The following is a 25,094-nucleotide window of genomic DNA, read 5'->3' on the forward strand; positions in this document are numbered from 1 at the left end:
ATTATAAATAATTGAAAACCAATAAAAAGCCAGAACTAAGTTCTGGCTTTTTATTATATCGCGCAAATAAATGCTTGTTTACTTCTCAGTCCAACGGTCCATCCAACCAAGTACATTAGCGTACCATTGCTCTAGGTTGTCAGGGTTGAGGATCCAGTGATTTTCATCTGGGTAGATTAATAACTCAGATGGAATGCCGTTACGCTGCATGTAAGTAAACGCAGCTAAGCCTTGACCATAAGGCACACGGAAGTCTTTTTCACCGTGGATAACAAGCATTGGTGTCTGCCAGTTTTCAACATAGTTGACTGGGTTAAACTTCTCATATAGCTCTTTGTTTTTATCGTATGTGCCACCAAACTCAAACTCTGGGAACCAAAGTTCTTCAGTTACATAGTACATAGAGCGCATATCAAACAGACCGGCATGGTTAACCAGGCACTTAAAGCCATCGTTCCAGTTACCTTGGATCCAGTTCATCATGTAACCACCATAAGAACCGCCCAATGCACAGGCATTATCGCCGTCTAACCATTTTTGCTGCTTAGTCACAGCTGCTAGGCCTTTTTGCAGATCTTCAAGCGGTTTACCGCCCCAATCTTGAGTGATTGAATCGGTAAATGCTTGTCCGTAGCCCGTAGACCCGTGGAAGTCGATCATCACCACACCGTAACCGGCACCCGCCCATAACTGTGGGTTCCAACGACTGCTGAACGAGTTACCAAACGAGCCTTGTGGACCACCGTGCACTAAGAAGGCAATCGGGTACTTCTCGCCCGCTTTGTAATTAGCAGGTTTGATCCAGTAACCGTAAACCTCTTCGTTATTCCAGCCTTTAAAGCTAAATTGCTGATACTCACCAAACTTAACCTTAGCAAGCTTATCTTTGTTGATGTCAGTAATGCGATTGACGTCCTGACCATCAAGGTTCATGGTGTAAAGATCGCCCGGCTCAACCAATGACTTATGGCTAAAGATAATCTTGTCGTTATTTACACCAACAATGCTGTTGCTACCTTCGTTATAAATAGTCTTTACATCACCAAATTGAGTGTTAACTTCAAAAATAGACACTTGGCCAACATCTTGCGCGGTAACATATAAGGTCTTATTGTCTTTACCAAATGCTAATGAGCTTGGGCTACGATCCCATAACGGCGCCACTTCTTTCTCTTGGCCTGTTACAGTGTCGCGCAGCATAATGCGGTAACGGTCAGCTTCAAAACCGGGCTTCGTCATCGCAAAGTACGCTAAGTAGCGACCGTCAGCAGAATACGTAGGGTGTGCATCCCACGCTTTATTCGCTTCAGTTAAGTTCTCAGCCTTGCCACCAGCCACGCTCACTTTCCATAAATCATAGTTGGTGATCCAAGCTTGGTCTTTACCTGGTGCTTTAGCGGTATAAACCACATGCTTACCATCTGGCGTAAAGGTTACTTCTTCCATGCCCGAGAATGGCTTAGGCGGCGTTTCAGTATCAAGACCTGCTGTTACATCTACTGCATCAGTCACTTTAGTGCCATTTAATTGGGCGACAAACAGGTGGCTTCTTGAATGGTCGCTCCATGTATCCCAATGACGCACCATTAACTGTTTATATTCGCGGCCCGTGGTGTCACGCTCAGCCTCCTCGGTAAACTTGTCTTTAGAACAAGCAAGATCTTTACACTCAGGGAACACACGCATGTTCACAACGGCTTGTTTACCATCTTGTGATAATTTAAAGCCTTCAACATCCAGAGGGAAGTCGGTAACTTGAATCGCTTCACCGCCATCAAGTGCCAGCTTGTAGATCTGACTTGAACCATCGCGCGCAGCTAAAAAATAGATACTGTTATCATTTGGACCAAAGGTCACGCTATGCTCAGTGCCGGCTGCACTGGTGATCTGTTTTGCTTGAGCTGTAGAGCTTAAATCTTGCAGATAAAGGTCAGTTGTCGCCTCTCCTTCTGCATCAATATTTTTCACGGCATAAACAATTTTTGTGCCGTCATTAGACAATGCTGCTGAATGCAGCTTATTCATTTTAACTAAATCTTGAACGGTAAAAGGCTTTGGAGATGCGGCTTGTGCGCTAAAAACCATGCCTGCAGACGCAAGCGCCATTATGATTGCAGTTTTTTTCATCGTAATTATCTTATTGTTATCGTTAATGGTGGTTATCGTTTTCAGTTCAATTTGTAACACACTGATTTATTTGTCAGTTGACCAGCACATTAGCCAAAATAGAGGGCTTAGGCAATATGCCTAAGCCTTTCTAGCAAAACCGACTGCAACAAATTATTTCAGTCGATTTAGCGAATGGGCGAAATAGCAAGCCAAAAATTAAGCTTATCCTTGTAACTTAACCTTCCAAATTGCTGGACCGGTTTCATGGGCATTAACCCCGTCAGAATCAACCGCCACAGTTACAGGCATATCTTTTACATCAAACTCGTAAATTGCTTCCATGCCTAAGTCTTCAAACGCCACAACGCGTGCTTTCTTAATAGCCTTAGAAACGAGGTAAGCAGCGCCGCCTACAGCCATTAAATAACAAGACTTATGTTGTTTTATTGATTCAACCGTTGCAGGACCTCGCTCAGCTTTACCAATCATGCCCATAAGACCTGTTTTCTCAAGCATTAGCTCAGTAAACTTATCCATACGTGTTGCGGTTGTAGGACCTGCTGGGCCAACAACTTCATCACCAACCGGATCAACTGGACCCACGTAATAAATAAACTTACCTTTAAAGTCGACACCCTCAGGCAGACCTTCACCACTTTCTATTAGGCTTTGAATGCGTTTATGGGCCGCGTCACGACCTGTTAGCATTTTGCCGTTCAGCAATAAGGTGTCGCCACTCTTCCACTCTTGCATTTCGGCTTGAGTCACTGTGTTTAAATCAACACGGCGAACACTCTCACCCACTTCCCAAGTGATTTCCGGCCAATCTTCAAGTGAAGGTGGGCTAAGATCCGCAGGACCTGTACCGTCTAAATGGAAATGAACATGACGTGTAGCCGCACAATTAGGGATCATCACAACAGGCTTAGACGCAGCATGTGTTGGAGCAGATTTGATTTTGATATCAAGTACAGTAGTTACGCCGCCAAGACCTTGCGCGCCAATACCTAATTTATTTGAACGTTCAAAAATCTCTAAACGTAGTTTTTCATCTGTGGTCTCAGCCCCGCGAGCTTGTAGTTCATGGATATCAACGGGATCCATTAATGACTCTTTTGCCATTACAGCCGCTTTTTCCGCTGTACCGCCAATACCTATACCCAGCATACCCGGTGGACACCAACCCGCGCCCATTGTTGGTAGAGTCTTCTCTACCCAAGCAGCAATATCATCAGATGGGTTTAACATCACCATCTTAGATTTGTTTTCAGAACCGCCACCTTTAGCAGCAATAGCCACGTCAACATGGTTACCAGGCACCATCTCAACATGCACAACTGATGGTGTATTGTCTTTGGTATTCTTACGGCCACCAGCAGGATCGGCAACAATTGACGCACGAAGTGGGTTATCAGGATTGGTATAAGCGCGACGTACACCCTCATCAACCATTTCCTGTACGGTCATATCGGTTTTATCCCACTGAACGCCCATACCGATTTTAACGAAACAGGTTACAATACCCGTGTCTTGGCATAGCGGACGTTTACCTTCTGCAGACATACGTGAGTTGATAAGAATTTGCGCAATTGCATCTTTAGCGGCAGCGCTTTGCTCACGTTCGTAAGCTTCGCTCATCGCATCAACAAAGTCTTTTGGGTGATAATAAGAGATATATTGTAGGGCATCAGCAACGCTTTCAATAAGATCGGCTTGCTTGATTACAGGGACTTCTTTGCTCACAGACACTTCCTTTTTAGCAGACACTTATAAATTGGCTGAAGTCACACGCAATGTTTAGTTGTTCAATTGCTTGGTGTTAATGACTTCAGTCGCCATTAAAGCTCACGTATTTTGTTTTTATTACTTGTGTAAGCAATATGATACTCTTTCGCGAGTTTTAGTTAAACATCACATTTTAGATAGGGTTAATAGATGAACAAATTGACGCAAAAAGCTGTTTTCACCAAGCGTCTTGATTGGAATTTGAGCACAACTGAAGTATTTGCGCTTTTTGAGGATACTCAGTGGGCAATTTTACTCGATTCCGCCAATGCAGATCACAGTGATGCAAAATATGATGTGATCTGTGCCGAACCTATTGCCACTATAGTAACTAAGCTTGAAACAACCACTGTTATTCACTCTCGTAACAGACAGCCCCTTTTTCCTATTGGACAATACAATCAAGACTGCCAAGTTGAAACTCAGCTATATAACAATGCTGATATTTCACCATTTACGCTGTTAAACCAATTACTAAAAGAGCTTTACCCAGAATCTAAAACCAGCTCATTGCCTTTTAGCGCTGGGGCGATGGGCAGTTTTAGTTATGATTTAGGTCGGGGTATTGAGTCTTTACCAATTATCGCAACAAACGATATTGCCTTACCTGAACTCAATGTAGGTTTTTATGACTGGGCGCTTATTTTTGACTATCAGGATAGCTGCTGGCATTTAGTTCATTATCTATCTGAGCAAGCAATGATAGAACTTGAAGTACGACTGAGTAAACTCACAGATACTTTTCAAGATGAATACCTAACTGAAAAAACTAACTGCACATTTAAATTGACTAGTCAGTGGCATAACCAATTAACAAAATTAGAATATCAGCAGCGTTTTGAGCAAGTACAAAAATATCTGTTAAGTGGTGACTGTTACCAGATAAACCTAACTCAACGCTTCAGTGCCGAGTATCAAGGTAATGAATGGCAAGCCTACAAAGCTCTTCGAGAGACTAATGGCGCACCATTTTCAGCGTTTATGCGATTGCCGCAACATGCATTACTATCTATCTCGCCTGAACGCTTTATTCAGCATCAAGATACTAAAGTGCAAACCAAACCGATCAAAGGCACTATGCCAAGATCTAACGAACCAGAGCGTGATATTGAGCTTGCGCAGCAATTACGTATTTCTGAAAAAGATCGTTCAGAAAACCTCATGATTGTTGACCTCCTTCGTAATGATATTGGCAAGGTTGCGGTCGCTGGTAGCGTTTCAGTACCTAGTTTATTCGACGTAGAAAGCTTTCCTGCCGTCCATCACCTAGTGAGTACTGTTACGGCAACGCTAAAACCAGAACTTAGCCCAACCGATTTATTAAAGGCCTGCTTCCCCGGTGGCTCAATTACCGGCGCACCTAAGATCCGTGCCATGTCGATAATTGAGGAGCTTGAACCCTCAAGAAGAAGTCTCTATTGTGGTTCTATTGGGTATATCAGCCAAGATGGCAATATGGATACCAGTATCACCATTCGCACATTAGTAGCAGAACGAGCAATAGTACAAGGCACGAATATAACCACAGGGATCATTCATTGCTGGGCTGGTGGTGGAATTGTCGCTGATTCCAAGCTTGAGTCTGAGTATCAAGAGACATTTGATAAGGTTAGCCGGATTTTACCAGTACTATCAAACATGGATAGTGCTTAATAACTAAAAGCCGTAATGGGTTAATTCTTAGCTGATAAGTTCCACATATTGGCTAGTATCATCAGTACTTACTACATATAGGAATATAGCAATGGATTTGGCAGAGTTTAGGGCTCGATATAGTTTGAACACTTTGCCAATACTGGACTTAATCGACACTAACCCTATCGACAACAAATTACGCCAAGCAGCTGTATTAATCGCTATATATGAAATCGATAACCAATTACAGCTTATCCTAACTAAACGGCCACCCCATCTCAGAGCACATCCAGGACAAATTAGCTTCCCAGGTGGTAAAGTTGAACATACGGATGCAAATTATCAAGCTACTGCGTTAAGAGAAGCCGAAGAGGAGATTGGTCTGGTAGCCAGTAATGTTGAGGTCATAGGCGCATTACCGGCACATAAAACATTTACAGGCTTTGAAATCACGCCTTTTGTGGCGATTGTTAAACGTAGTTTTGTGCCCGTTATTGATCCCGGTGAAGTCGATGAATACTTTACCGTACCGCTATCTTTCCTATTAAAACAATATAATCGTCATACACAGAGATTTGAGCGCAGAGGTATAAGTTACCCAGTTCACTTCATTCCATATAAAAAGCATTTTATTTGGGGAGCAACCGCAGCGATGATTGATTTACTTTGTAGGCAGCTGAGTCCCAGCCCACGATAAGCCTTATTTATAGATTGCTCTGCTAAGTGATAAATATGAAGAAAACTTGAGTACTCAGGGAATTCACTACACTACAAAGCGAATATACAAACCAGCAGCCAACGAGCATAAAAATAATAACGGAATATTTACCCACCAGCCGAGTCTACTATGTTGGGCGATATAGAAGTTAAATGCTAGATTGACAAAACTAAGTCCCGCACAGATCCAAATGATATGTTCTAGTAAAACGGTTTTACTAGGATCCCATTCAAGCCTAATTTCAGCACCATGACTTTGGTAATAACCAATTGCGGTGTCTGGACGCGCTTGGTCAAATAGCATTAGTGCATAAATAGCCAAAGACCAGCCGATTATCGATAGTGCCGACAGTATAAATTGGAACAATTTTGCTCTATTCATGCAAGCCATCCGTAGTTTTTGTCATGATTGTCGTCAGAATAACAATTTAGGCACCAAGATACCCTACTTTCCACTTGAGAAAAGTGTTTATACAGGTAATATAAACCTCCAAATTATTTAAAAAAACGTTTCGTTGGAGAACTAAGCAACAATGAGCATTACATCTGTCGCTTCTGTGTTTAAAGGTGACTTTGCGATTGGTTCGCAAATCACAGTGCGTGGCTGGGTTAGATCCCGTCGCGATTCTAAAGCTGGGATCTCATTCCTAGCTGTTTATGATGGTTCATGTTTCGATCCTATTCAGGGTGTTGTGCCAAATAATCTAGAAAATTACACCAACGAAGTGTTAAAGCTTACTGCTGGTTGCTCTGTTGTAATGACTGGTGAAGTTGTTGAATCTCCAGGCCAAGGCCAAGCATTCGAGATGCAAGTGACTAAGGTTGAGGTTGCTGGCTTGGTTGAAGATCCAGACACCTACCCAATGGCAGCTAAGCGTCACTCGATTGAACATTTACGTGAGCTTGCTCACCTACGTCCACGCACTAACATTATTGGTGCAGTTGCACGTGTTCGTAACTGTTTATCTCAAGCGATTCACCGCTTTTATAACGAACAAGGTTATATCTGGGTTTCTACACCACTTATCACAGCATCTGATACAGAAGGCGCTGGTGAGATGTTCCGTGTATCAACTTTAGATCTTGAGAACTTACCACGCACCGACAAAGGTACTGTTGATTACGGTGAAGACTTCTTCGGTAAAGAATCTTTCCTAACGGTATCAGGTCAGTTGAACGCAGAAACTTACGCGTGTGCATTATCAAAAGTTTATACTTTTGGCCCTACATTCCGTGCAGAAAACTCAAACACTAGCCGTCACTTAGCAGAATTTTGGATGGTTGAGCCTGAAGTGGCCTTTGCTAATCTAGATGATGCAGCAAAACTTGCTGAAGATATGCTTAAGTACTGTTTTAAAGCCGTACTAGAAGAGCGTCGTGACGATCTTGAGTTCTTTGCACAACGTGTAGAGAAAACCGCTATTTCTCGTCTAGAAAACTTCGTAACCAGTGATTTCGCGCAAATCGATTACACTGATGCTATCGAAATTCTTAAAGCTTGTGATAAAGACTTTGAGTACGACGTTGAATGGGGTATCGACTTACATTCAGAGCATGAGCGCTACCTTGCAGAAGAGCACTTCAAGGCACCAGTTGTTGTTAAGAACTACCCGAAAGACATTAAAGCATTCTACATGCGCTTAAATGACGACGGTAAAACTGTAGCAGCAATGGACGTTCTAGCTCCAGGGATCGGTGAAATCATCGGTGGCGCACAGCGTGAAGAGCGTTTAGACGTACTTGACGCGCGCCTTGCTGAAATGGAACTGAGCCAAGAAGATTACTGGTGGTACCGTGACTTACGTCGTTATGGCACAGTGCCACACGCAGGTTTCGGTCTAGGTTTCGAGCGTTTGGTATCTTACGTAACAGGTGTTTCTAACATCCGTGACGTTATTCCATTCCCACGTTCGCCTAAGTCTGCAAACTTCTAGTTATTTTTGGCTAACTAAGGTTAGCGTCTAATGATTGTAAAAGCCTCTCATATGAGAGGCTTTTTTGTAGGATATAATCCTGTCAAATTAGGCCGCTAACATCAATGAATAGACTAATCGTTTAATCCTCGGCGAATAAGTAAATTATCAATATTGGGCTGCTTACCTGTGTAGTTGATATAATCTTGCATTAAATCTTGGCTATTTCCTTTTGAAAGAATCGCTTCTCGGAATTTATTACCATTTTCAAGAGAAAGCCCTCCATTACTATCCATATAAGAAAAAGCATCTGCCGCTAGTACTTCTGTCCATAAATAAGCGTAATAACCTGCTGAATAGCCGCCGCTAAAACTGTGACTAAAATAACTGGTTTTATACCTTGCTGGCACCGTCGCATAATCAATACCGTGCTTAGCCAATACTTTATGCTCAAAGTCTGAAACGTTTTCAATCGGCGTGTCTACGCTAATCGAGTGCCACTCAAGGTCAAGAAGTGCAGCAGCAAGGTACTCTGTTGTATCATGGCCTTGATTAAACTTATGTGATTTAAGCACTTTATCTAGCAGCGGTTTAGGGATAGGCTCACCTGTTTGATAATGTTTTGCGTAATGTGAGATAACCACAGGGTTGATATCCCAGTCCTCGTTAAACTGAGATGGGAACTCTACAAAGTCTCTTGCCGTAGCAGTACCCGCAACACTTGGGTATTCAACCTTAGAAAACAGCCCATGGACTGCGTGACCAAACTCGTGAAACATGGTGGTTACTTCATCAAAAGTCATCAATGTCGGACTGCCAACAGAAGGCTTTGGAATATTTAGAGCGTTGTAAACAACAGGTTTATTACCTAACAAACCAGATTGAGTTACAAATTCGTCCATCCAAGCGCCGCCGTTTTTACCCGGCCTTGCATAGGGATCTAAATAAAAAAGACCAATGGAGCTTGCGTCTTTATCGAACACTTCAAATGCCTTAACATCGTCATTCCAAACAGGTAGATCAGGACGAGGCTTGAACTCTATGCCATAAAGCTTATGCATCGCATAGAACAATCCATCATTAAGAACACGATTAAATTCAAAGTAAGGTTTCAACTGGCTTTCATCGAGATCAAATTTTTGTTGGCGTACTTTTTCAGCGTAAAAAGCCCAGTCCCAAGGCTGCAGTTTAAAGCTTGTCCCTTGCATGACTCTTTGTTGTTTGGTGATTTCTTGTTGTATATCTTGCGATTCTAACTCCGCTTTAGCGATGGCCTTTGGTACCAAGGAATCTAAGATCTCAAATACTGCAGCCGGTTTTTGTGCCATCTGATCGGCAACCGCATAAGCAGCCCACGTTTGGTAACCGAGTAATGTCGCTTTCTCCGCGCGAAGTTTCGCTATCTCGATAGCTAAAGGTCCATTAACATCTATCGCGCGATTAGCTGATGCATGCCATATTTGTTGACGTAACTCGCGGTTAGTTAATTGCGATAATATCGGCTGCCTTGTGGTGTTAACGAGGGTTATCATATACCCCGTTTTTCCTGCCGATGTCGCCGCTCGCTTAAGCGCCGCTATATCGTCAACAGAGAGTCCATCTAGCTGTGCAATATCACTTACCATAATCGCGTCATTTTCAAATGACTTGAGAACATTCTGTGAATATTCAGCAGTTTTATTGGCTAGCGCTGCATTAATAATACGAACTCGAGCTTGCTCATCGATGGAAAGCTTAGCGCCTGCTCGAACAAATTTATTATAGTAAATAGCTGTTAGTCGTTGCTGCTCTGGCGTTAATAATGATTGCTTTTTATAAACAGTTTCAATTCTAGAGAAGAGAGCTTGATTAAGATAAATATTGTCGGTATGCCGCGTCAGCTCTGGAGTGATTTGAGCTTGGATCTTCTGCATCTCATCATCAGAGTTTAATCCTAATAAGCCAAAAAAAATCCGCGAGACTTGATTAAGCTCTTGGCCCGAGGCTTCCATTGCTACAATGGTATTATCAAAATTGGCCAAGGATGGATTATTAATGATCGCATCTATCTGTTCATCATGCAGTTGCATACCCACTTTAAAAGCTGGTAAATAATCACTGTTATTAATTTTATCGAATTGGGGAGCGTGGTCTTGTAACGGACTTGGATAAAGCAACACGTTTTGGATTGGTATTACTGCAGTTTGGACCGCATTAGTTAGGTTTAGCTTTCTAGCCTTAACCGCATCAGTTGACTCTACAGTGCAGCCAGATAATACAAATGACATCCCTGTAGCCAGGGCAATCCCCAGGGTGATATGATTTTTACGCATATAGATCTCCTTCTTTTTTGAGTTATTCTGTCGTTATATTTCTTCTGATTACGCTCTCATAACTGACTCATTAGTAACGGGACACATCATGTATTCCCGTCCTAAAAATCAACTTAAGTAAGAACCCGTTTATGGGTTATTCCAGTGTTTAATGTGTGAAAGGCGTTTGCGCCACTTATTGAAAATCCAGCGCCATGGTGATACTTAGCGCTGTTATGGTAAGAATTGAAAAACCAAAAACTTGTCTCGCCCACGTTTGTAAGTTAATTCCTTGCCGATAACCTTTTAGCGCCATCGCCAGCCACCATAAGCTGGTAGCACAAGTAACGGCCATAAAGGTTATTCCGGTATACCCAGTTAATGGCAGTAAGCTACTGACCAAAGCAAAAACTGCTATATAAAGCACAATATGCAATTTAGCTTTGGTCATGCCTTTAGCTATGGGTAAAACGGGGATTTTTGCAGCAAGGTAGTCGTCATATCGGAAAATAGCTATCGCATATGAATGCGGCATCTGCCAAAGACTAAACATCACTAACAAGATAACCGCGCCAATATCCAACTTACCTGTAACCGCGCAGTAGCCAACTACTGGAGGCACAGCCCCAGAGAAACTGCCGACTAATGTGCCGTAGACCGAACGACGTTTCATGTACAGGCTATAGAAACCCACATAAACTAGGTAACCTACGGCAGCAAACAATAAAGCGGTTGCATTGGTGAAATACGCCAAAGCCCAAAATCCTGCTACACCAAGTAAGCCAGCCAATGCCAATATGCTACCTAACGACGCCTCGCCAGTAGCAGTCACCCGATTACACGTACGCTGCATTTTTACGTCGATATCTCGGTCAATACAGTTATTCACCGCGCAACCTGACGCAACGACTAAAGACAATCCGATTAGAGTTGCCAGCATCAAGCCCACATTGACATCCCCTTTTGCTGCCAGCAAAAAGCCTCCAGCAACAGAAATTAAATTTCCAAGAATGATCCCAGGCTTAGTGATTTGGACATAACCTAATAGATTCGCCTTATAGCGAGTTAATACAGAAGGTGGCGTAGTCAACGGTGTTGATATCAACTGACTTATATTTTTCATTATCAATTTCTCGCTACATCATCAATGCATTCGCAGCGTAGATAATCCACACTGACAAGCCTACGACCATGACAATAACCAAGGCTGTAAATAGGAATGAGAATGTATTGAGGCGACCCTTTGTCGAAAAATCCAAATGCAAAAAATACTTTAGATGCACAACGATTTGTACGATAGCCGTTACAAGCACAACCGCAATGGTGATCTGCTTATCAAATGGCGCCTTCATCACCGACCAAAAAGGAATGGCGGTTAAGATGATCGACAGCACAAAGCCGATTAAGTAGGACTTAATCTCCATATAAATTGAATCAACTTGCTCGATATTATTCAACTTTGATTGGCTCATGAAATAACCCCTAATAAATACACAAGCGTAAAGACGCAGATCCAAACAATATCCAGAAAGTGCCAAAACAGACTTAAACAATTTAAGCGGGTAATACTGCGATTATTTAGACCCGTTTTTAGTATTTCGACCATCATAATGGCCATCCAAATTAGCCCAGCTGTAACATGTAAACCATGCAAGCCAACCAGCGCAAAAAATGAGGATAAAAACGCACTCCGCTGGGGACCATGGCCAGCCATAATCAAATGGTGAAACTCATACACCTCCATACCAATAAATACGCAGCCCAACGCAAAAGTCACTAACAACCAACTTAAGGTGGCTATACGCTTATTGCGTTTGGCACAAATAAAAGCGAACCCAAAGGTAATACTGCTAAATAACAGGGAGAGGGTTTCAACTAACACAAAGTTCAATTCAAATATGTCTTTACCTGACACACCGCCATCTGTATTCATGTACAGCACTGCATACGTTGCAAATACTGACGCAAATAAAATGCAATCCGTCATCAAGTAAAGCCAAAAGCCAAACAGTTTTGTATCATCGCTATCATGATGCTCAACCGGATCAGCAGATAACACTTGTTGCGTCATACGCTCCGTTGCGATCTCCATATTCATACAGCCCCCTTTGCTACGGCATCTAAGTGCGCAGTCTCAATTGCGGTGATCTCATCACCTTGAACGTAATAATCGTGTCCATTGTTATAAGCTCTAACGAGGAAAACGATAAAGGCGCCCATCAAACCAGCAATAGCTAGCCAGAGAATGTGCCACACAGCAGCAAAACCTGCGGCGGTCAGTGCGAGCGCGATTAACACACCACAAGCGGTATTTTTTGGCATATGGATTGGTTGGTATTGTGCGTAACGCTGGTAAGCGATGCCTTTTTCTTTCATATCTGTAAATGCATCGATATCAGAAACCCTTGGGGTTACTGCAAAATTATAGAACTGAGGCGGTGAAGCTATTGACCATTCAAGTGTATGCCCGTTCCAAGGGTCACCAGTAGTATCAAGGTTTTGCTCGCGGTCACGAAAGCTCACATAGAGCTGAACAAACTGCAAAACAATACCAGCAAAAATGATAAACGCGCCCACTGCGGCAAAGTAGATCCAGAAATTCCAATCCGGGTTATCGGTGTGGCTAATTCGACGTGTCATACCTAAGAAACCAAGGACATACAAAGGCATAAAAGCAACGTAAAAACCAACTTGCCAACACCAGAATGAGGCCTTTCCTAAACGTTCATTTAAGGTAAAGCCCATTGCTTTTGGGAACCAATAAGCAAATCCGGCTAAATAGCCAAACACAGCGCCGCCCACAATAGTGTTATGAAAATGCGCAATCAAAAACAGACTATTGTGCAATACATAATCAGCACCCGGCAGTGCTAGCAGCACACCAGTCATGCCGCCAATGGTAAAGGTGGTCATAAAACCTAAGGTCCATAACACGGGTACTGTCACTCGGAGACGGCCACGATAAATGGTAAATAACCAGTTAAATAACTTCACCCCAGTCGGTACAGCAATAACCATGGTCATCACCCCAAAAAAGGCATTGACATTAGCGCTAGACCCCATAGTAAAGAAGTGATGTAACCAAACAATAAAGCCTAAAATAGAGATAGCACCGCTCGCCCAAACCATTGACTTATAGCCAAATAAACGTTTTGAGGTAAAGGTCGAAATTACTTCAGAGAAAATACCAAAGGCCGGTAAAATAAGAATATAGACCTCAGGGTGTCCCCATGCCCAAAATAAGTTGATGTACATCATGGCGTTACCGCCACCGGCATTGGTGAAAAAGTGAAAATCCATATAACGATCAAGCGTTAGCATTGCCAACAACGCCGTCAAGATTGGAAATGAGGCCACAATTAAGATGTTGGCCCAAGTGCAGGTCCAAGTGAAAATAGGCATCTGCATCAACTTCATGCCCGGTGCACGCATTTTCAATACTGTGGCAATAAAGTTAACGCCTGTTAGGGTCGTTCCTATGCCGGAGATCTGCAGCGCCCAGATATAATAATCAACTCCGACTCCTGGACTAAATGCCAATTCAGACAAAGGTGGATAAGCTACCCAGCCCGTTTTGGCAAACTCACCTAAACCCAGTGAGATATTGATCAAAACCGCACCAGAGGCGGTAAGCCAGAAACTTAAATTGTTTAAAAATGGGAAGGCCACATCACGAGCACCAATTTGTAGTGGCACCACTAGGTTCATCAGACCAATCATAAATGGCATAGCCATAAAAATGATCATAATCACCCCATGAGCAGTGAAGATTTGATCATAGTGCTCTGGTGGTAAGTACCCCGCTGCGCCGTTAGTAGCAAGCGCCTGCTGGGTTCGCATCATAATGGCATCAGAAAATCCTCTGATCAGCATGACCATAGCCAATACGATGTACATAATCCCTAAACGTTTATGGTCAACAGAAGTGAACCAATCATTCCATAGCACGTTCCACTTTTTATATTTAGTAATAAGACCTGCAATCACAATCCCAATAACGGCTACGGCTGCTAATGTCACCATAATAATAGGTTCGTGATACGGTATAGACTCTAAAGTGAGCTTTCCAAAAATAGACATGGTTACTTTGACTCCCCATGTTTAGCGGGCATATGCCCTGAATGTTGTGACATATCCATGCTGGGTTCCATGTACATATATTGCATAACGATATGGTTGAACATGCCTTTACTCGCGTGGCCATAATATTGAACGGGATTGTTTTCACTCGGTTTAGCCAACAGCAGGTAACTTTGCTCGTCCAGTTTTAGATCATGACTTTTCACCTTAGCAACCCAAGCATCGAACTCTTCAGGAGTCGCTGTGGCTATCGCTTTAAATTTCATTCCTGCGAAACCAGCACCACTGTAATTGGCAGAAATACCATTGAATGTCCCAGCTTCGTTGGCGATTAAATGCAGCTGAGTTGCCATACCCGCCATTGAATAAATTTGACTACCTAGTTGCGGAATGAAAAATGAGTTCATCGCGGTATCAGAAGTTATTTTAAAATTAACCGGAACATTGGCAGGAAAAGCCAATTCATTAACAGAAGCGATCCCCAGTTCAGGGTAGATAAATAACCATTTCCAATTAAGCGAAACCACTTCTACCTCAATGGGCGTAGCTTCGTGTTTTAATGGTTTGTAGGGATCAAGTTCATGGGTGGATACCCAAGTAATGACGCCTAAAATTACAACAATAACTATGGGGACGAACCACACGACAGTTTCTATCAGTGTTGAATGAGCCCATTTAGGCGTGTATATCTCGTGATCTCGACCGTCGCGATATTTCCATGCAAAAAACAACGTCATGAAAATAACCGGAATGACAACAATCAACATTAGCAGCGTGGCAATAACAATGAGGTTTTTCTCATCGATACCTATTTGTCCCTTAGGATCTAACACGCCGCCTGCGCAGCCACTAAGCAATATCGAAAATATTGCCAAAGTCGCTTTACTCAAACTTTTAATAAACAAAGGAAGATTCCTCTAACCTTAAAGCTTTATCTCTCTGTAGACAGGACAACACTTGCACTACAGCATTGGCTATTATCTTTATCACGCAGTTATAGCCATGCTTAATACGCACAGGTATGACCATGTATATTTATGATTTTATTTGATAATAGCTATGTGCTAAAAAACAAAAAGCCAAAGCGACTCTTAATCTTTTATCAACAAATTAAAGGTGTGTCTCTAAATAATAGAATTTACAAACACTGAGAAAAGTAAGGTGGAGCGCGGCAACCATGTGCGACAGCCACTTGTGAGGAAGTTGGGGCAAGGTGCGTAATTGGCGTTTGCTTGTGGATCAGGAGATCGTTCAGCAGTTTATGAATATAGCGAACGAGGCGCCATAATTGTTCGACAACGATTGGGTTAGTCAGCAGTAAACTGGCAAAACTAACGCCCAAACATTCTAAAATAAAGCTGTCACCTAGCGCGATTAATTCACTAACATCAACCAATGCGCCAAGACTTTCTGAGAATAAAAGTAAAATCAGCCCATTTACAAACAGTGAATAACTAACTTTTTTTACATTAGATTCTTCTGTCAAGCGTGACAGTGTCGTAATCCATTGCTGTGAAGAAGTTAATTTCAAACAATATCCTGCTTATTGAGTGCCGTTGATAAATGCGAGCAATTCGTTAATGCACTTGTAAAAATTGCACACTATACAGTCAACATTTCATTATTTAAGAGAGTAAGTACGAATCAAACTTATTAACCGTACCCTCGTAAATGTGGAGAGTAGCAAGAAGCAATCACAAAATGAAAGTCACTTTCTGCTTAAAATGCTTATTTATATTAAATAAACCTTAATAAACACACCCAAGATCCAACTCGTTAACGGATTTAACAAAATAAAAACCACTCAACTCTCAAAAAACCCGACCAACCAGACCCAGGTCACGCCGAGCAACCAGCACAAGTCGAGCACCTCACACTTTAATGAATTAACGCTCAAATAATAGCGCTCCATTACCTAGGCATTTAACAGATTAAGAACTTAAAACGATTACAGCGACAGCTAAAAATCAATCAAAAATTGTGAGGTACATCACTTATTAAGCAGTTTTGGGTCAATTTGTCTAAGGGGATATTATTTTGATGATCCAGCTCAACTGCTTTAAACCTGCTTTGTGTACTATCCCACAAAGGTCCGTAAAGCTTGACGCATATCAAGAACCATCGCATTTATGAGGCCTAGACTGTTTTGGTTGAGCAAATTCCTTATAAATAAAAAAAGGTTTAACCATGGAAACACATGAAGCCCTTTATCAGCAAGGTTTAGCGCGAATAGAACAACTTCGCCAGCTAGAACCACGTGGTGGTGAAACGCTACAGCAAAAAATGCAACAAAACGGTATAACCCGCCGTGACTTTATGAAATGGAGCGCTGCTGTGACTGCAATGCTCGCTTTGCCACTCCCTTTTAGCACTTTGGTCGCCGAAGCTGCAGAGCTTGCTGATAGAGTGCCACTCGTTTGGTTACACCTCGCCGAATGTACTGGTTGTTCCGAATCTTTGATCCGTACCGACACCCCCAATCTCGATACCCTTATCTTTAAACATGTTTCACTCGAATACCACGAAACGTTAATGGCCGCAGCAGGCTGGCAAGCAGAAGAAAACCTTGAGCATGCGCTAAAAGCCTATAAGGGCAATTACCTGCTTGCGGTTGAAGGTGCTGTACCAACCGCTAATAACGGTGCCTACTTAACGGTAGGCTGTAAAGGCCATACAGGATTACACATAGTTAAAGAAGCCGCAGAAGGTGCGGCAGCGATTATCTCTGTCGGCACCTGCGCCGCCTTTGGTGGTATTCAAGCGGCAGCACCGAATCCGACTGGTGCCAAAGGTGTTTACGAAGTTGTCGATAAAACCGTGATTAATTTAGGCGGTTGTCCACCGAGTGAAAAGAATATTGTCGGCACACTGATGTACTTCATTATGTTCGGCAAGCTCCCTGCCCTTGATATGTTTAATCGTCCTAAGTGGGCTTATGGGGCGCGCGTACATGATAACTGCGAGCGCCGGGGCCGCTTTGATGCCGGCGAATTTGTAGAAGAGTTTGGCGATCAAGGCGCTAAAGATGGTTATTGCTTATATAAAGTCGGCTGTAAGGGCCCGTACACCTATAACAACTGCCCTACAGAGCGATTCAATCACCACACCAGCTGGCCCGTGCTTGCAGGCCATGGCTGTATTGGCTGCTCAGAGCCAAGTTTCTGGGATGATATGGCTGACTTTGAAAAACCTTTAGGCAGACAATTACTGCATGGTTTAGATGCCACCAGTGACACCATAGGCGCAGTTATTTTGGGTGCCACCGCAGTGGGAATTGGCGCGCATGCTGTCGCCAGTATTTTTGCCAAGCCTGAAGAGGAATAATCATGAGCAAACGTGTAGTAATCGATCCTATCACTCGTATTGAAGGTCACCTTCGTGTAGAAGTCGAAGTTGACGAAAATAATGTCATTCAAAAAGCTTGGTCTTCTTCAACGTTATGGCGCGGTATTGAAGTGATTCTCAAAGGCCGTACGCCTATGGATGTCGGGTTAATCGTGCAGCGTATTTGTGGTGTCTGTACCTATTCTCACTACCGCTGCGGTACTGAAGCCGTTGAGCATGCATTAGGGGTAAAAATTCCACTTAACGCAAAATATTTACGTAGCTTGATGCAAACATCCTTGTATATGCACGACCATATCGTGCATTTCTATCACTTACATGGCCTTGACTGGGTAGATGTAGTTTCAGCGTTAAGTGCAGACCCAGCATTAGCCGCCCAAGAAGCAATGAAGTACACCGAAAACCCTATTGCTGCAGGTGAAGGCGATCTCAGAGCGGTACAACAAAGGGTTAAAGGCTTAGTTGAAACCGGCAAGCTTGGTCCTTTTGCTAATGCTTATTGGGGCAACGGCACTTATAAATTCACACCAGAACAAAACCTCATTGCGCTATCTCATTATCTAAAAGCACTTGAAGTTCAACGCGTCGCTGCAGAGATGCTTGCTATCTTTGGCGGTAAATCACCGCACCCACAATCAATCGTAGTGGGTGGTGTGACGTCTGTCCGAGACATGTTAAGCCCCGCTCGCTTACAAGAGTGGAAACAAAAACATGAAATGGTGCATGACTTCATAATTCGCGCTTATAAAGCGGATATTGTTATGGCTGCAGCGGCATTTGGTAGCGAGCCGAGTGTACTGGGTGGCGTCAATATCAAAAACTTCTTAGCTTGTGACGACTTTTTACTTGGAGATAACCAATACCTGTTTAACCAAGGTGTGATCATGAATGGCGATCTTGCCAATGTCAGCGATCTTAACCCAGACATGATTAAGGAAGATGCTACCCACGCTTGGTATAAAGCGGATGCACCACAGCATCCATATGATGGAACAACCGTCCCTGATTACACAGGTTTTGTTGAGCGCGACACCGTATACGGCAAGCTGCCTACCGTTGATGGCGACGGCAAGTACACTTGGGTTAAATCACCGAGATACAATGGGGAACCTGTTGAAGTTGGGCCTTTAGCTTGTCTATTAGTTAGCTATGCCCGTGGCAATCAAGTCGTCGTTGAAGCAGTCAATGGCTTACTTGAAGCAACTGGCTTACCAGTTGAAGCACTGTTTACCACCTTAGGCCGTACAGCTGCGCGTATGCTACAGACCGTCATTGTGGCTGAAGAAGGGTTAAAGACTTTCGACGCCATGCTAACCAACATGCAGTCTGATGAAGCAACCTACGTTAAACCTGAGATTGACTCAAGCAAAGAGTATGTTGGCCACGCCATGATTGAGGCGCCGCGCGGCATGCTTAGTCATTGGATCCGTATCAAAGGCGGTAAAGTTGAAAACTATCAAGCAGTCGTACCCACCACTTGGAATGCTGGACCTGTCGACGCACAAGGCAAAATGGGTCCTTATGAAGCATCGCTGATTGGTTTGAAACTTGAAGATCCAACTAAGCCTTTAGAAGTTATCCGCATCATTCACTCTTTTGACCCTTGCATGGCATGTGCAGTACACGTCATGGATTACAAAGGCCAAAACTTAGGTGAATTTAAAATTGATCCCAACGGATTTTAACCAAGGGGGATAGCATGACAACTCAATCTGCGCCCTACCATAGAGAACTGATCTTTGATGCAGCAATAAGGATATTCCATTGGCTAAGAGCATTAGCCATTTTAGTACTCATCATCACAGGGTTTTATATATCCTGGCCATTTTTAGTGGCTCCTGATAACTCTGATGTATTAGTACAAGGCTATATCCGCGCTGCGCATCAAGTTTTTGGTTTTTTACTGGTAGCTATCACCATAGTACGTGCTTATCTATTCTTTTTTGGTAAAAGCGACATCGAACGCCGCTCCTTTAAAGATGTGATGAGTGTAAAGAGCTGGATCACACAGCTTAAATCATATCTATGGATGGGACATTTAGACAAAGCTGGAGTATATGGCCCACTACAGTTCGTGACTTACCTAGCAATATCTGTCGTTGCATTATTAATCTGCATTACAGGGTTAGTCTTGTATGCCAATGTATATCACGAAGGTCTAGGTGGCTTATTAGCGCCAATGGCTAATTGGTTAACGGCTTTGATGGGTGGATTAGCACCAGTGCGGATCTGGCATCATTACCTCACTTGGGTATTTATTATATTCGTGGTGATCCACGTTTATATGGCTGTTTGGTCCGGCATTCGCTTTAAGCATAATTCTGTTGACTCTATTGTCTCAGGTTACGATTACCATAAGAAAAAATAAAAGGAAAACATGAAGGTATTGCTACTTGGTATTGGCAATGTCCTGTACGCCGATGAGGGCATCGGCGTACACTTCGTCAATTACATCCAAGAAAACTACAGCTTCCATCATCCTATCGAACAACTCGATATTTTGGATGGTGGAACACTTGCCCAAGGTTTAATTCCCACTCTTTGCCAATATGACTACCTAATAGTGGTCGACACGGTTAACGCTAATGGCGTAGCACCAGGTGAAGTGTACTTCTTTGATTTTGATAAGGCTCCCGCTGAAATTGACTGGCAAGGCAGCGCTCACGAAGTTGAGATGCTGCAAACCTTGATCATGATGGACATGGTTGGCGACCGGCCTAAAACTTTTGTGCTAGGTATTACACCTACCGTTCTTGAACCCATGACATTAGGTTTAACCGAACAGATCCTTAGCGCCGTGCCATTAATGGAAACCACTTTATTACGCCATTTAGACTCTTTAGGTTTTACTCACCAACGTATTGCACATATCGATATCAACAGCCTTATTCCCGATTCATACAAACGTGGCCTTACTGCAGATGAAGAATATTAGATTTGAATTTAACTGTAATCGAGAAGTGCCCTTTTATGGGCACCTTTGCAACCAATACCTACACAGCGAACAATTTGATCTTTGCATTGGTCAACAAGGCAACCTTTACTTTATAGAAGCTCAAGGTAAACAAACAGAACTAGAAAACCTTGCAGATACCATTGCCAGTGACTTTTTATTGTCAACTTCGCTTGAACAGCCTCAAATACGTGCGGTAGAAAATCTGACTGGCACTAAAACCTTATTACCACCAAGTGCATTAGATTTAGAATATTGCCAACATTGCCAGCCAAAGTTTGCCGACAATCAGTCAGCTAATTTTGGTGACGTTAATTACCCTTGCCAATGTTGCAACGCTCACCTTCGCTTGCCTGCATCGCTTAATGAAATAAAGCTCCAAGAGATTAAAAACCTTGTTCGCCAATTAGAAGAACATGGCGAATTAACCGTAGAGCACAACGGCATAAAACAACATATTAGCTTTAAGCCGATAGCAAAAGACAACACCGAACAACGCTCTTGTTTAATGATTTGTAACCCGAATAATCTGAATGCGCATTTTTCAGTAACCAACCAACAAGTGTTAGCCTTATCAAGTATCGAAAAACCGCTTATTACAGCACGCCCTATCGCTAAGCACCCTCGCCTAGAGCAAGCCTTATACGATATTTGTTTTGCAAAATCTCGGTTACTGCTGGTGATCTGCGAGATCCTTCGGCAAAAAGGTATCGATTTTGTTTATGTTGAAAATAGCGATAACCCGCAAATGGTCCAAATAAATGGTCAGTGGATAAGGCAAAACGCTGCGGTGACAAACAGTGTTCATCGTTACCCTGCACACAGAGAACCTTTGCATGACAATGCGCAGCAATATTCTTATGACTATATCGGAAAGGTAAATTTTCTAGCCAACTGCAAGAATGATGTTATCGAAGTCAAAGTTGAGCACGACAAGCAACTGCCAAGCTCTATACAACAAAGCAAAGATGCTGCTGCGTGCGCGTTACACGCGAGTTGTATTAAGCAGAAAAAGCCAAAACATAAAGCCGTTATCTATTTTAGTGACAAATTTAATAATCAGATTGTTACCTTGGATGACAAACAAAACACCGACCTCTTTTTCGAGTTCCCTGTTTTACCTAATAACGGTTATGAGATTGTCCACCAGCTTGAACTCTCGCCACAAAAGGCCCTAATTGAGAAATTTAAGCAACAGTTTCCCGAAGATTACATCAATCTCTTATCGTTAAAATTAACGCCACCGACAAACAACGTACAAAGCCTTTGGGCGATTGCCGCGATATTCTTGGGAGCTGTGACTGCAAAGCAAGATATAAACACCCTATCTAAGCAGCAATTAAGTGATTATGTGATTGCAAAGGGTATGTGCCACAAAGGTGCTAACGCGCCTAGAATTGACTTCCCACTAACCCGAGGAGAAGCGTTCCGTAGTTTAAATTGGTGCAAAACATTGGGCAGTATTATTAGCTTCCGTCTTGCTGAAGGCGACAATATCGAAAAGCTGGCTTTTGGGATGCATGACTCCCTTGCTGACTTTATCTGTAACTGGATTGAACATCTAGATCAAAACATTAGCATTAAAACGGTGTTGTTATCGGGAAGCGGCTTTGCAAATGAGTTGCTAGGACAACGATTATCACTACGACTCGGGAAAAACTTTTTATTGGAGTGTAATCCTGAGCAAGATCTCGAAGGCGTAAACCTTGCTGTCGGTGCGTTATATTTAAAACGCCGTAGGCACTCGTGAATGACGCTAAATAACTTAGTCATGCGGCAACGCATAAAGATTACCGGCATCGTTCAAGGTGTCGGTTTTAGGCCGTTTGTGTATCGCCTCGCAACTGAACATCAGCTCTATGGCAACGTCTTAAATAATAGTGAAGGCGTAACGATAGAGGTGCAAGGCAATCAAGCCAGCTTAAACGCCTTCATTAACAACCTTGAGCATACACCGCCGCTTGCGCGTATCGACAATCTACATATTCAAACAATCGAGACGGAGCACAACTGTCACCAATTTAACATCATCCACAGCGAAACCAATGCCAAAGCCCATGTTGCCGTATCGAGTGATAAATCAACCTGTGAAGATTGCTTCAAGGAAATTAATGATCCGCATAATCGCCACTATCGATACCCGTTCACCAATTGTACAAATTGTGGACCGCGCTATACCTTGATTAACGCTCTACCCTACGATAGAAAAAACACCACTATGGCGAGTTTTACTATGTGTGATGATTGTAGCGCCGCGTACAGTGATCCCACAGATAGGCGCTACCATGCCCAACCCGTTAGTTGCCCTAATTGTGGGCCACAACTTAGTTTTAAAACACCGACATTAGCCGTTATTAAAAATAACAATGACGCGTTAACTCAAGCTGTAAAACAACTCAAAGCCGGTAAAATTCTCGCGATAAAAGGTTTAGGTGGTTACCACCTTGTTTGCGATGCAACCAATACAGATACCATAGCAATACTAAGACAACGAAAAGCGAGGCCTGCAAAGCCTTTTGCAGTCATGGTGGCAACCAGCGACATAGCAGCAGAACTGGTTAGTGGTAATAAAACCGAATGGCAAACGCTGGCAAGTGCAGAACGACCAATCGTATTAATGCAAAAATTGTCAGCGTCACAGCCGTTATCTAACGCTAGTCAAACTTGTTCCATCGGCTCACTGAGTCCGCTCGTTGCTCCTGATATCGATAGGCTTGGGGTGTTTTTACCTTATACGCCATTACACCAATTACTGTTAGATGCGCTAGCGCGCCCACTTGTTATGACCAGCGCCAATTTAAGTGGCGAGCCGATCATCATCAATAGTGAGGAGATAAGTTCAAAGCTAGGACATGTTGTTGACTACATACTCGACCATGACCGCATCATTTTAAATAGCTGTGACGACAGCGTGGTACAGGTTATCAACGACAAGGTACAAGTTTTACGTCTGGCGCGGGGTTACGCGCCTTTGTCTATCCACACACCTAACCCCATTAAACAGCAAACTCTCGCCATTGGTGCACAACAAAAAAATAGTCTCTGCTTTGGTGTAGAGAACAATCTTTTTCTGAGTCCTTATATCGGCGATATTGTTTCTGTTGAAGCTGAAGATTATTTTCATAAAACTCTAGCAACCTTCACCCGGCTATATCGATTTTCCAGCCAGCATATTGTCCATGATCTGCACCCTGACTATATAACCAGTCAATGGGCTGCAGAACAGGCGGAATCGCAAACAGCTAGGACTATTCGTTTAACCTCAGTTCAACACCATTACGCCCATATTCTTAGCGTGATGGCTGCAAACCAAATGACCACACCTGTGCTAGGTTTTAGTTTCGATGGCACCGGACTTGGCGATGACAACACCTTATGGGGTGGTGAAGTCATCTTATGTGATGTGCACGATTACCAGCGTTTGGTGCACATTAAACCGTTTCAATTAATTGGCGGCGAGCAAGCAATCAAACAACCTTACCGAGTGTTACTTAGCCTTTTACTTGAAAAATACTCAAAGCAAGAATTATCACGATTACAACTGACCCCATTAACAAACATCAATCCAAATGTGCTCAATAACCTCACTGCGATATGGTCTAAAAACTCCAGTATTAAGTGTTCCTCTGTCGGTAGGTTGTTTGATGCGGTGGCTGTACTACTTGGCTTAGTAACGGATCTTCAATATGAAGGCCAAGCAGGCATATTGATAGAAACTGCAGCTAACCGTGTCGTTGATAAAAATGACATCAATTTTTATCACAGCAAAAATAGCACAGCGAATGACATTAACTATGCCGGCGACAAACTATCGATGACGCTACATTGGCAGCAAAAAGATAGCGTCTGGGACGCATCAGATTTGATAGCGCAACTTGTAGATCACGTCGTTGCCGAGCCACTGACCGAGATACGCATCGCACTGCTTGCTAAAGCCTTTATGGATGCAATTGCCAATATGGTGTGCGATTGTGCAAGACAACTTAATCCGCTTCATTGGCCTCAGCCGCCAACGGAGCAAGAGCTGCAAAATCAAACTCCCTATCCAATAGTGCTAAGCGGCGGCGTGTTTCAGAATCGCTACTTATTATCGCTTTGTGAAAACAAGCTAAAACAACTGGGCTATGAAGTGCTTAATAGCCACAACGTGCCAATCAATGACGGCGGTATCGCTTTAGGCCAACTCTGGTTCGGGATCCACAATCCACCGACGCCGACTCAAAGCGCTTTTACCTAAGATGAAATCGTTAACGTGAGCAATATCAC

At 43.0% G+C, this 25,094-nt stretch carries 19 protein-coding genes; 9 read left to right on the forward strand and 10 right to left on the reverse strand.

The genetic code is table 11. The features are described from left to right. Positions 1-78: 78 nt before the first annotated feature. Together L2747_RS00655 and L2747_RS00660 are read right to left on the reverse strand one after the other, a co-directional pair. Positions 79-2,127, reverse strand: coding sequence for a dipeptidyl-peptidase 5 (locus tag L2747_RS00655; protein WP_248997204.1), 2,049 nt, complete (start codon positions 2,125-2,127; stop codon positions 79-81). 204 nt (positions 2,128-2,331) lie between these two features. Next, positions 2,332-3,852: a fumarate hydratase gene (locus tag L2747_RS00660; RefSeq protein WP_248997205.1), complete on the reverse strand. Its 1,521-nt coding sequence runs from the start codon at positions 3,850-3,852 to the stop codon at positions 2,332-2,334. Positions 3,853-4,044: 192 nt separating this feature from the next. Between L2747_RS00660 and pabB the strand changes: the two genes are divergently transcribed. Further along, positions 4,045-5,547, forward strand: coding sequence for an aminodeoxychorismate synthase component I (gene pabB / locus L2747_RS00665; protein ID WP_248997206.1), 1,503 nt, complete (start codon positions 4,045-4,047; stop codon positions 5,545-5,547). 91 nt (positions 5,548-5,638) lie between these two features. Beyond that, positions 5,639-6,226, forward strand: a complete 588-nt coding sequence (locus L2747_RS00670; protein ID WP_248997207.1) for a CoA pyrophosphatase — start codon at positions 5,639-5,641, stop codon at positions 6,224-6,226. A gap of 66 nt (positions 6,227-6,292) precedes the next feature. On the opposite strand, the gene L2747_RS00675 is transcribed toward L2747_RS00670, so the two are convergent. Then, a complete protein-coding gene (locus tag L2747_RS00675; protein ID WP_248997208.1) occupies positions 6,293-6,628 on the reverse strand; it encodes a hypothetical protein in 336 nt (111 codons plus the stop codon). Between the two features lie 151 nt (positions 6,629-6,779). On the opposite strand from L2747_RS00675, the gene asnS reads away from it, so the two are divergent. Beyond that, positions 6,780-8,180 (forward strand): asparagine--tRNA ligase, encoded by a 1,401-nt coding sequence (gene asnS / locus L2747_RS00680; RefSeq protein WP_220781628.1) that lies wholly within the window; start codon positions 6,780-6,782, stop codon positions 8,178-8,180. Positions 8,181-8,293: 113 nt separating this feature from the next. On the opposite strand, the gene L2747_RS00685 is transcribed toward asnS, so the two are convergent. The 7 genes from L2747_RS00685 to L2747_RS00715 form a co-directional block, all read right to left on the reverse strand. Further along, a complete protein-coding gene (locus L2747_RS00685) occupies positions 8,294-10,471 on the reverse strand; it encodes a M3 family metallopeptidase (RefSeq protein ID WP_248997209.1) in 2,178 nt (725 codons plus the stop codon). A gap of 175 nt (positions 10,472-10,646) precedes the next feature. Further along, positions 10,647-11,573, reverse strand: coding sequence for a heme o synthase (gene cyoE, locus L2747_RS00690; RefSeq protein WP_248997210.1), 927 nt, complete (start codon positions 11,571-11,573; stop codon positions 10,647-10,649). Positions 11,574-11,586: 13 nt separating this feature from the next. Beyond that, positions 11,587-11,922: a cytochrome o ubiquinol oxidase subunit IV gene (gene cyoD / locus L2747_RS00695; RefSeq protein ID WP_220781625.1), complete on the reverse strand. Its 336-nt coding sequence runs from the start codon at positions 11,920-11,922 to the stop codon at positions 11,587-11,589. Further along, complete coding sequence (cyoC, locus tag L2747_RS00700) at positions 11,919-12,542, reverse strand: cytochrome o ubiquinol oxidase subunit III (protein WP_428848503.1); 624 nt, start codon at positions 12,540-12,542, stop codon at positions 11,919-11,921. The genes cyoD and cyoC overlap by 4 nt, the downstream gene beginning before the upstream one ends. A gap of 2 nt (positions 12,543-12,544) precedes the next feature. Then, positions 12,545-14,530 (reverse strand): cytochrome o ubiquinol oxidase subunit I, encoded by a 1,986-nt coding sequence (gene cyoB / locus L2747_RS00705; protein WP_248997211.1) that lies wholly within the window; start codon positions 14,528-14,530, stop codon positions 12,545-12,547. A 2-nt stretch (positions 14,531-14,532) separates the two neighbouring features. Continuing rightward, the gene (gene cyoA / locus L2747_RS00710) at positions 14,533-15,435 is read right to left on the reverse strand and encodes a ubiquinol oxidase subunit II (RefSeq protein ID WP_248997212.1); all 903 of its coding nucleotides are present in this window, start codon (positions 15,433-15,435) and stop codon (positions 14,533-14,535) included. 233 nt (positions 15,436-15,668) lie between these two features. Next, positions 15,669-16,061, reverse strand: coding sequence for a hypothetical protein (locus L2747_RS00715; RefSeq protein ID WP_220781622.1), 393 nt, complete (start codon positions 16,059-16,061; stop codon positions 15,669-15,671). Between the two features lie 656 nt (positions 16,062-16,717). On the opposite strand from L2747_RS00715, the gene hyaA reads away from it, so the two are divergent. The 6 genes from hyaA to hypF are packed head-to-tail and all read left to right on the forward strand — an operon-like array spanning position 16,718 to position 25,065. Continuing rightward, on the forward strand, positions 16,718-17,854 hold the full coding sequence (gene hyaA, locus L2747_RS00720) for a nickel-dependent hydrogenase small subunit (protein ID WP_248997213.1): 1,137 nt from the start codon (positions 16,718-16,720) through the stop codon (positions 17,852-17,854). A gap of 2 nt (positions 17,855-17,856) precedes the next feature. Further along, positions 17,857-19,560: a nickel-dependent hydrogenase large subunit gene (hyaB, locus tag L2747_RS00725; protein WP_248997214.1), complete on the forward strand. Its 1,704-nt coding sequence runs from the start codon at positions 17,857-17,859 to the stop codon at positions 19,558-19,560. A 14-nt stretch (positions 19,561-19,574) separates the two neighbouring features. Next, positions 19,575-20,243: a Ni/Fe-hydrogenase, b-type cytochrome subunit gene (cybH, locus tag L2747_RS00730; protein WP_248997215.1), complete on the forward strand. Its 669-nt coding sequence runs from the start codon at positions 19,575-19,577 to the stop codon at positions 20,241-20,243. Between the two features lie 9 nt (positions 20,244-20,252). Beyond that, entirely contained in the window at positions 20,253-20,810 is a 558-nt protein-coding gene (locus L2747_RS00735) for a HyaD/HybD family hydrogenase maturation endopeptidase (protein ID WP_220783234.1), read from the forward strand. After that, complete coding sequence (locus tag L2747_RS00740) at positions 20,797-22,578, forward strand: Kae1-like domain-containing protein (protein WP_248997216.1); 1,782 nt, start codon at positions 20,797-20,799, stop codon at positions 22,576-22,578. The genes L2747_RS00735 and L2747_RS00740 overlap by 14 nt, the downstream gene beginning before the upstream one ends. Then, on the forward strand, positions 22,579-25,065 hold the full coding sequence (hypF, locus tag L2747_RS00745) for a carbamoyltransferase HypF (RefSeq protein WP_248997217.1): 2,487 nt from the start codon (positions 22,579-22,581) through the stop codon (positions 25,063-25,065). Positions 25,066-25,094: the final 29 nt, after the last annotated feature.

The sequence above is a fragment of the Shewanella marinintestina genome (assembly GCF_023283845.1).
Taxonomy (GTDB): domain Bacteria; phylum Pseudomonadota; class Gammaproteobacteria; order Enterobacterales; family Shewanellaceae; genus Shewanella; species Shewanella marinintestina.

Bases quoted from the DNA above. Each gene is read 5' to 3' on its own strand.
- L2747_RS00685 (WP_248997209.1), bottom strand. From the start codon at position 10,471: ATGCGTAAAAATCATATCACCCTGGGGATTGCCCTGGCTACAGGGATG.
- cyoC (WP_428848503.1), bottom strand. From the start codon at position 12,542: ATGGAGATCGCAACGGAGCGTATGACGCAACAAGTGTTATCTGCTGAT.
- L2747_RS00655 (WP_248997204.1), bottom strand. From the start codon at position 2,127: ATGAAAAAAACTGCAATCATAATGGCGCTTGCGTCTGCAGGCATGGTT.
- L2747_RS00670 (WP_248997207.1), top strand. From the start codon at position 5,639: ATGGATTTGGCAGAGTTTAGGGCTCGATATAGTTTGAACACTTTGCCA.
- hyaA (WP_248997213.1), top strand. From the start codon at position 16,718: ATGGAAACACATGAAGCCCTTTATCAGCAAGGTTTAGCGCGAATAGAA.
- pabB (WP_248997206.1), top strand. From the start codon at position 4,045: ATGAACAAATTGACGCAAAAAGCTGTTTTCACCAAGCGTCTTGATTGG.
- cybH (WP_248997215.1), top strand. From the start codon at position 19,575: ATGACAACTCAATCTGCGCCCTACCATAGAGAACTGATCTTTGATGCA.
- L2747_RS00675 (WP_248997208.1), bottom strand. From the start codon at position 6,628: ATGAATAGAGCAAAATTGTTCCAATTTATACTGTCGGCACTATCGATA.
- L2747_RS00735 (WP_220783234.1), top strand. From the start codon at position 20,253: ATGAAGGTATTGCTACTTGGTATTGGCAATGTCCTGTACGCCGATGAG.
- asnS (WP_220781628.1), top strand. From the start codon at position 6,780: ATGAGCATTACATCTGTCGCTTCTGTGTTTAAAGGTGACTTTGCGATT.
- L2747_RS00740 (WP_248997216.1), top strand. From the start codon at position 20,797: ATGAAGAATATTAGATTTGAATTTAACTGTAATCGAGAAGTGCCCTTT.
- hyaB (WP_248997214.1), top strand. From the start codon at position 17,857: ATGAGCAAACGTGTAGTAATCGATCCTATCACTCGTATTGAAGGTCAC.
- hypF (WP_248997217.1), top strand. From the start codon at position 22,579: ATGACGCTAAATAACTTAGTCATGCGGCAACGCATAAAGATTACCGGC.
- cyoB (WP_248997211.1), bottom strand. From the start codon at position 14,530: ATGTCTATTTTTGGAAAGCTCACTTTAGAGTCTATACCGTATCACGAA.
- cyoE (WP_248997210.1), bottom strand. From the start codon at position 11,573: ATGAAAAATATAAGTCAGTTGATATCAACACCGTTGACTACGCCACCT.
- cyoD (WP_220781625.1), bottom strand. From the start codon at position 11,922: ATGAGCCAATCAAAGTTGAATAATATCGAGCAAGTTGATTCAATTTAT.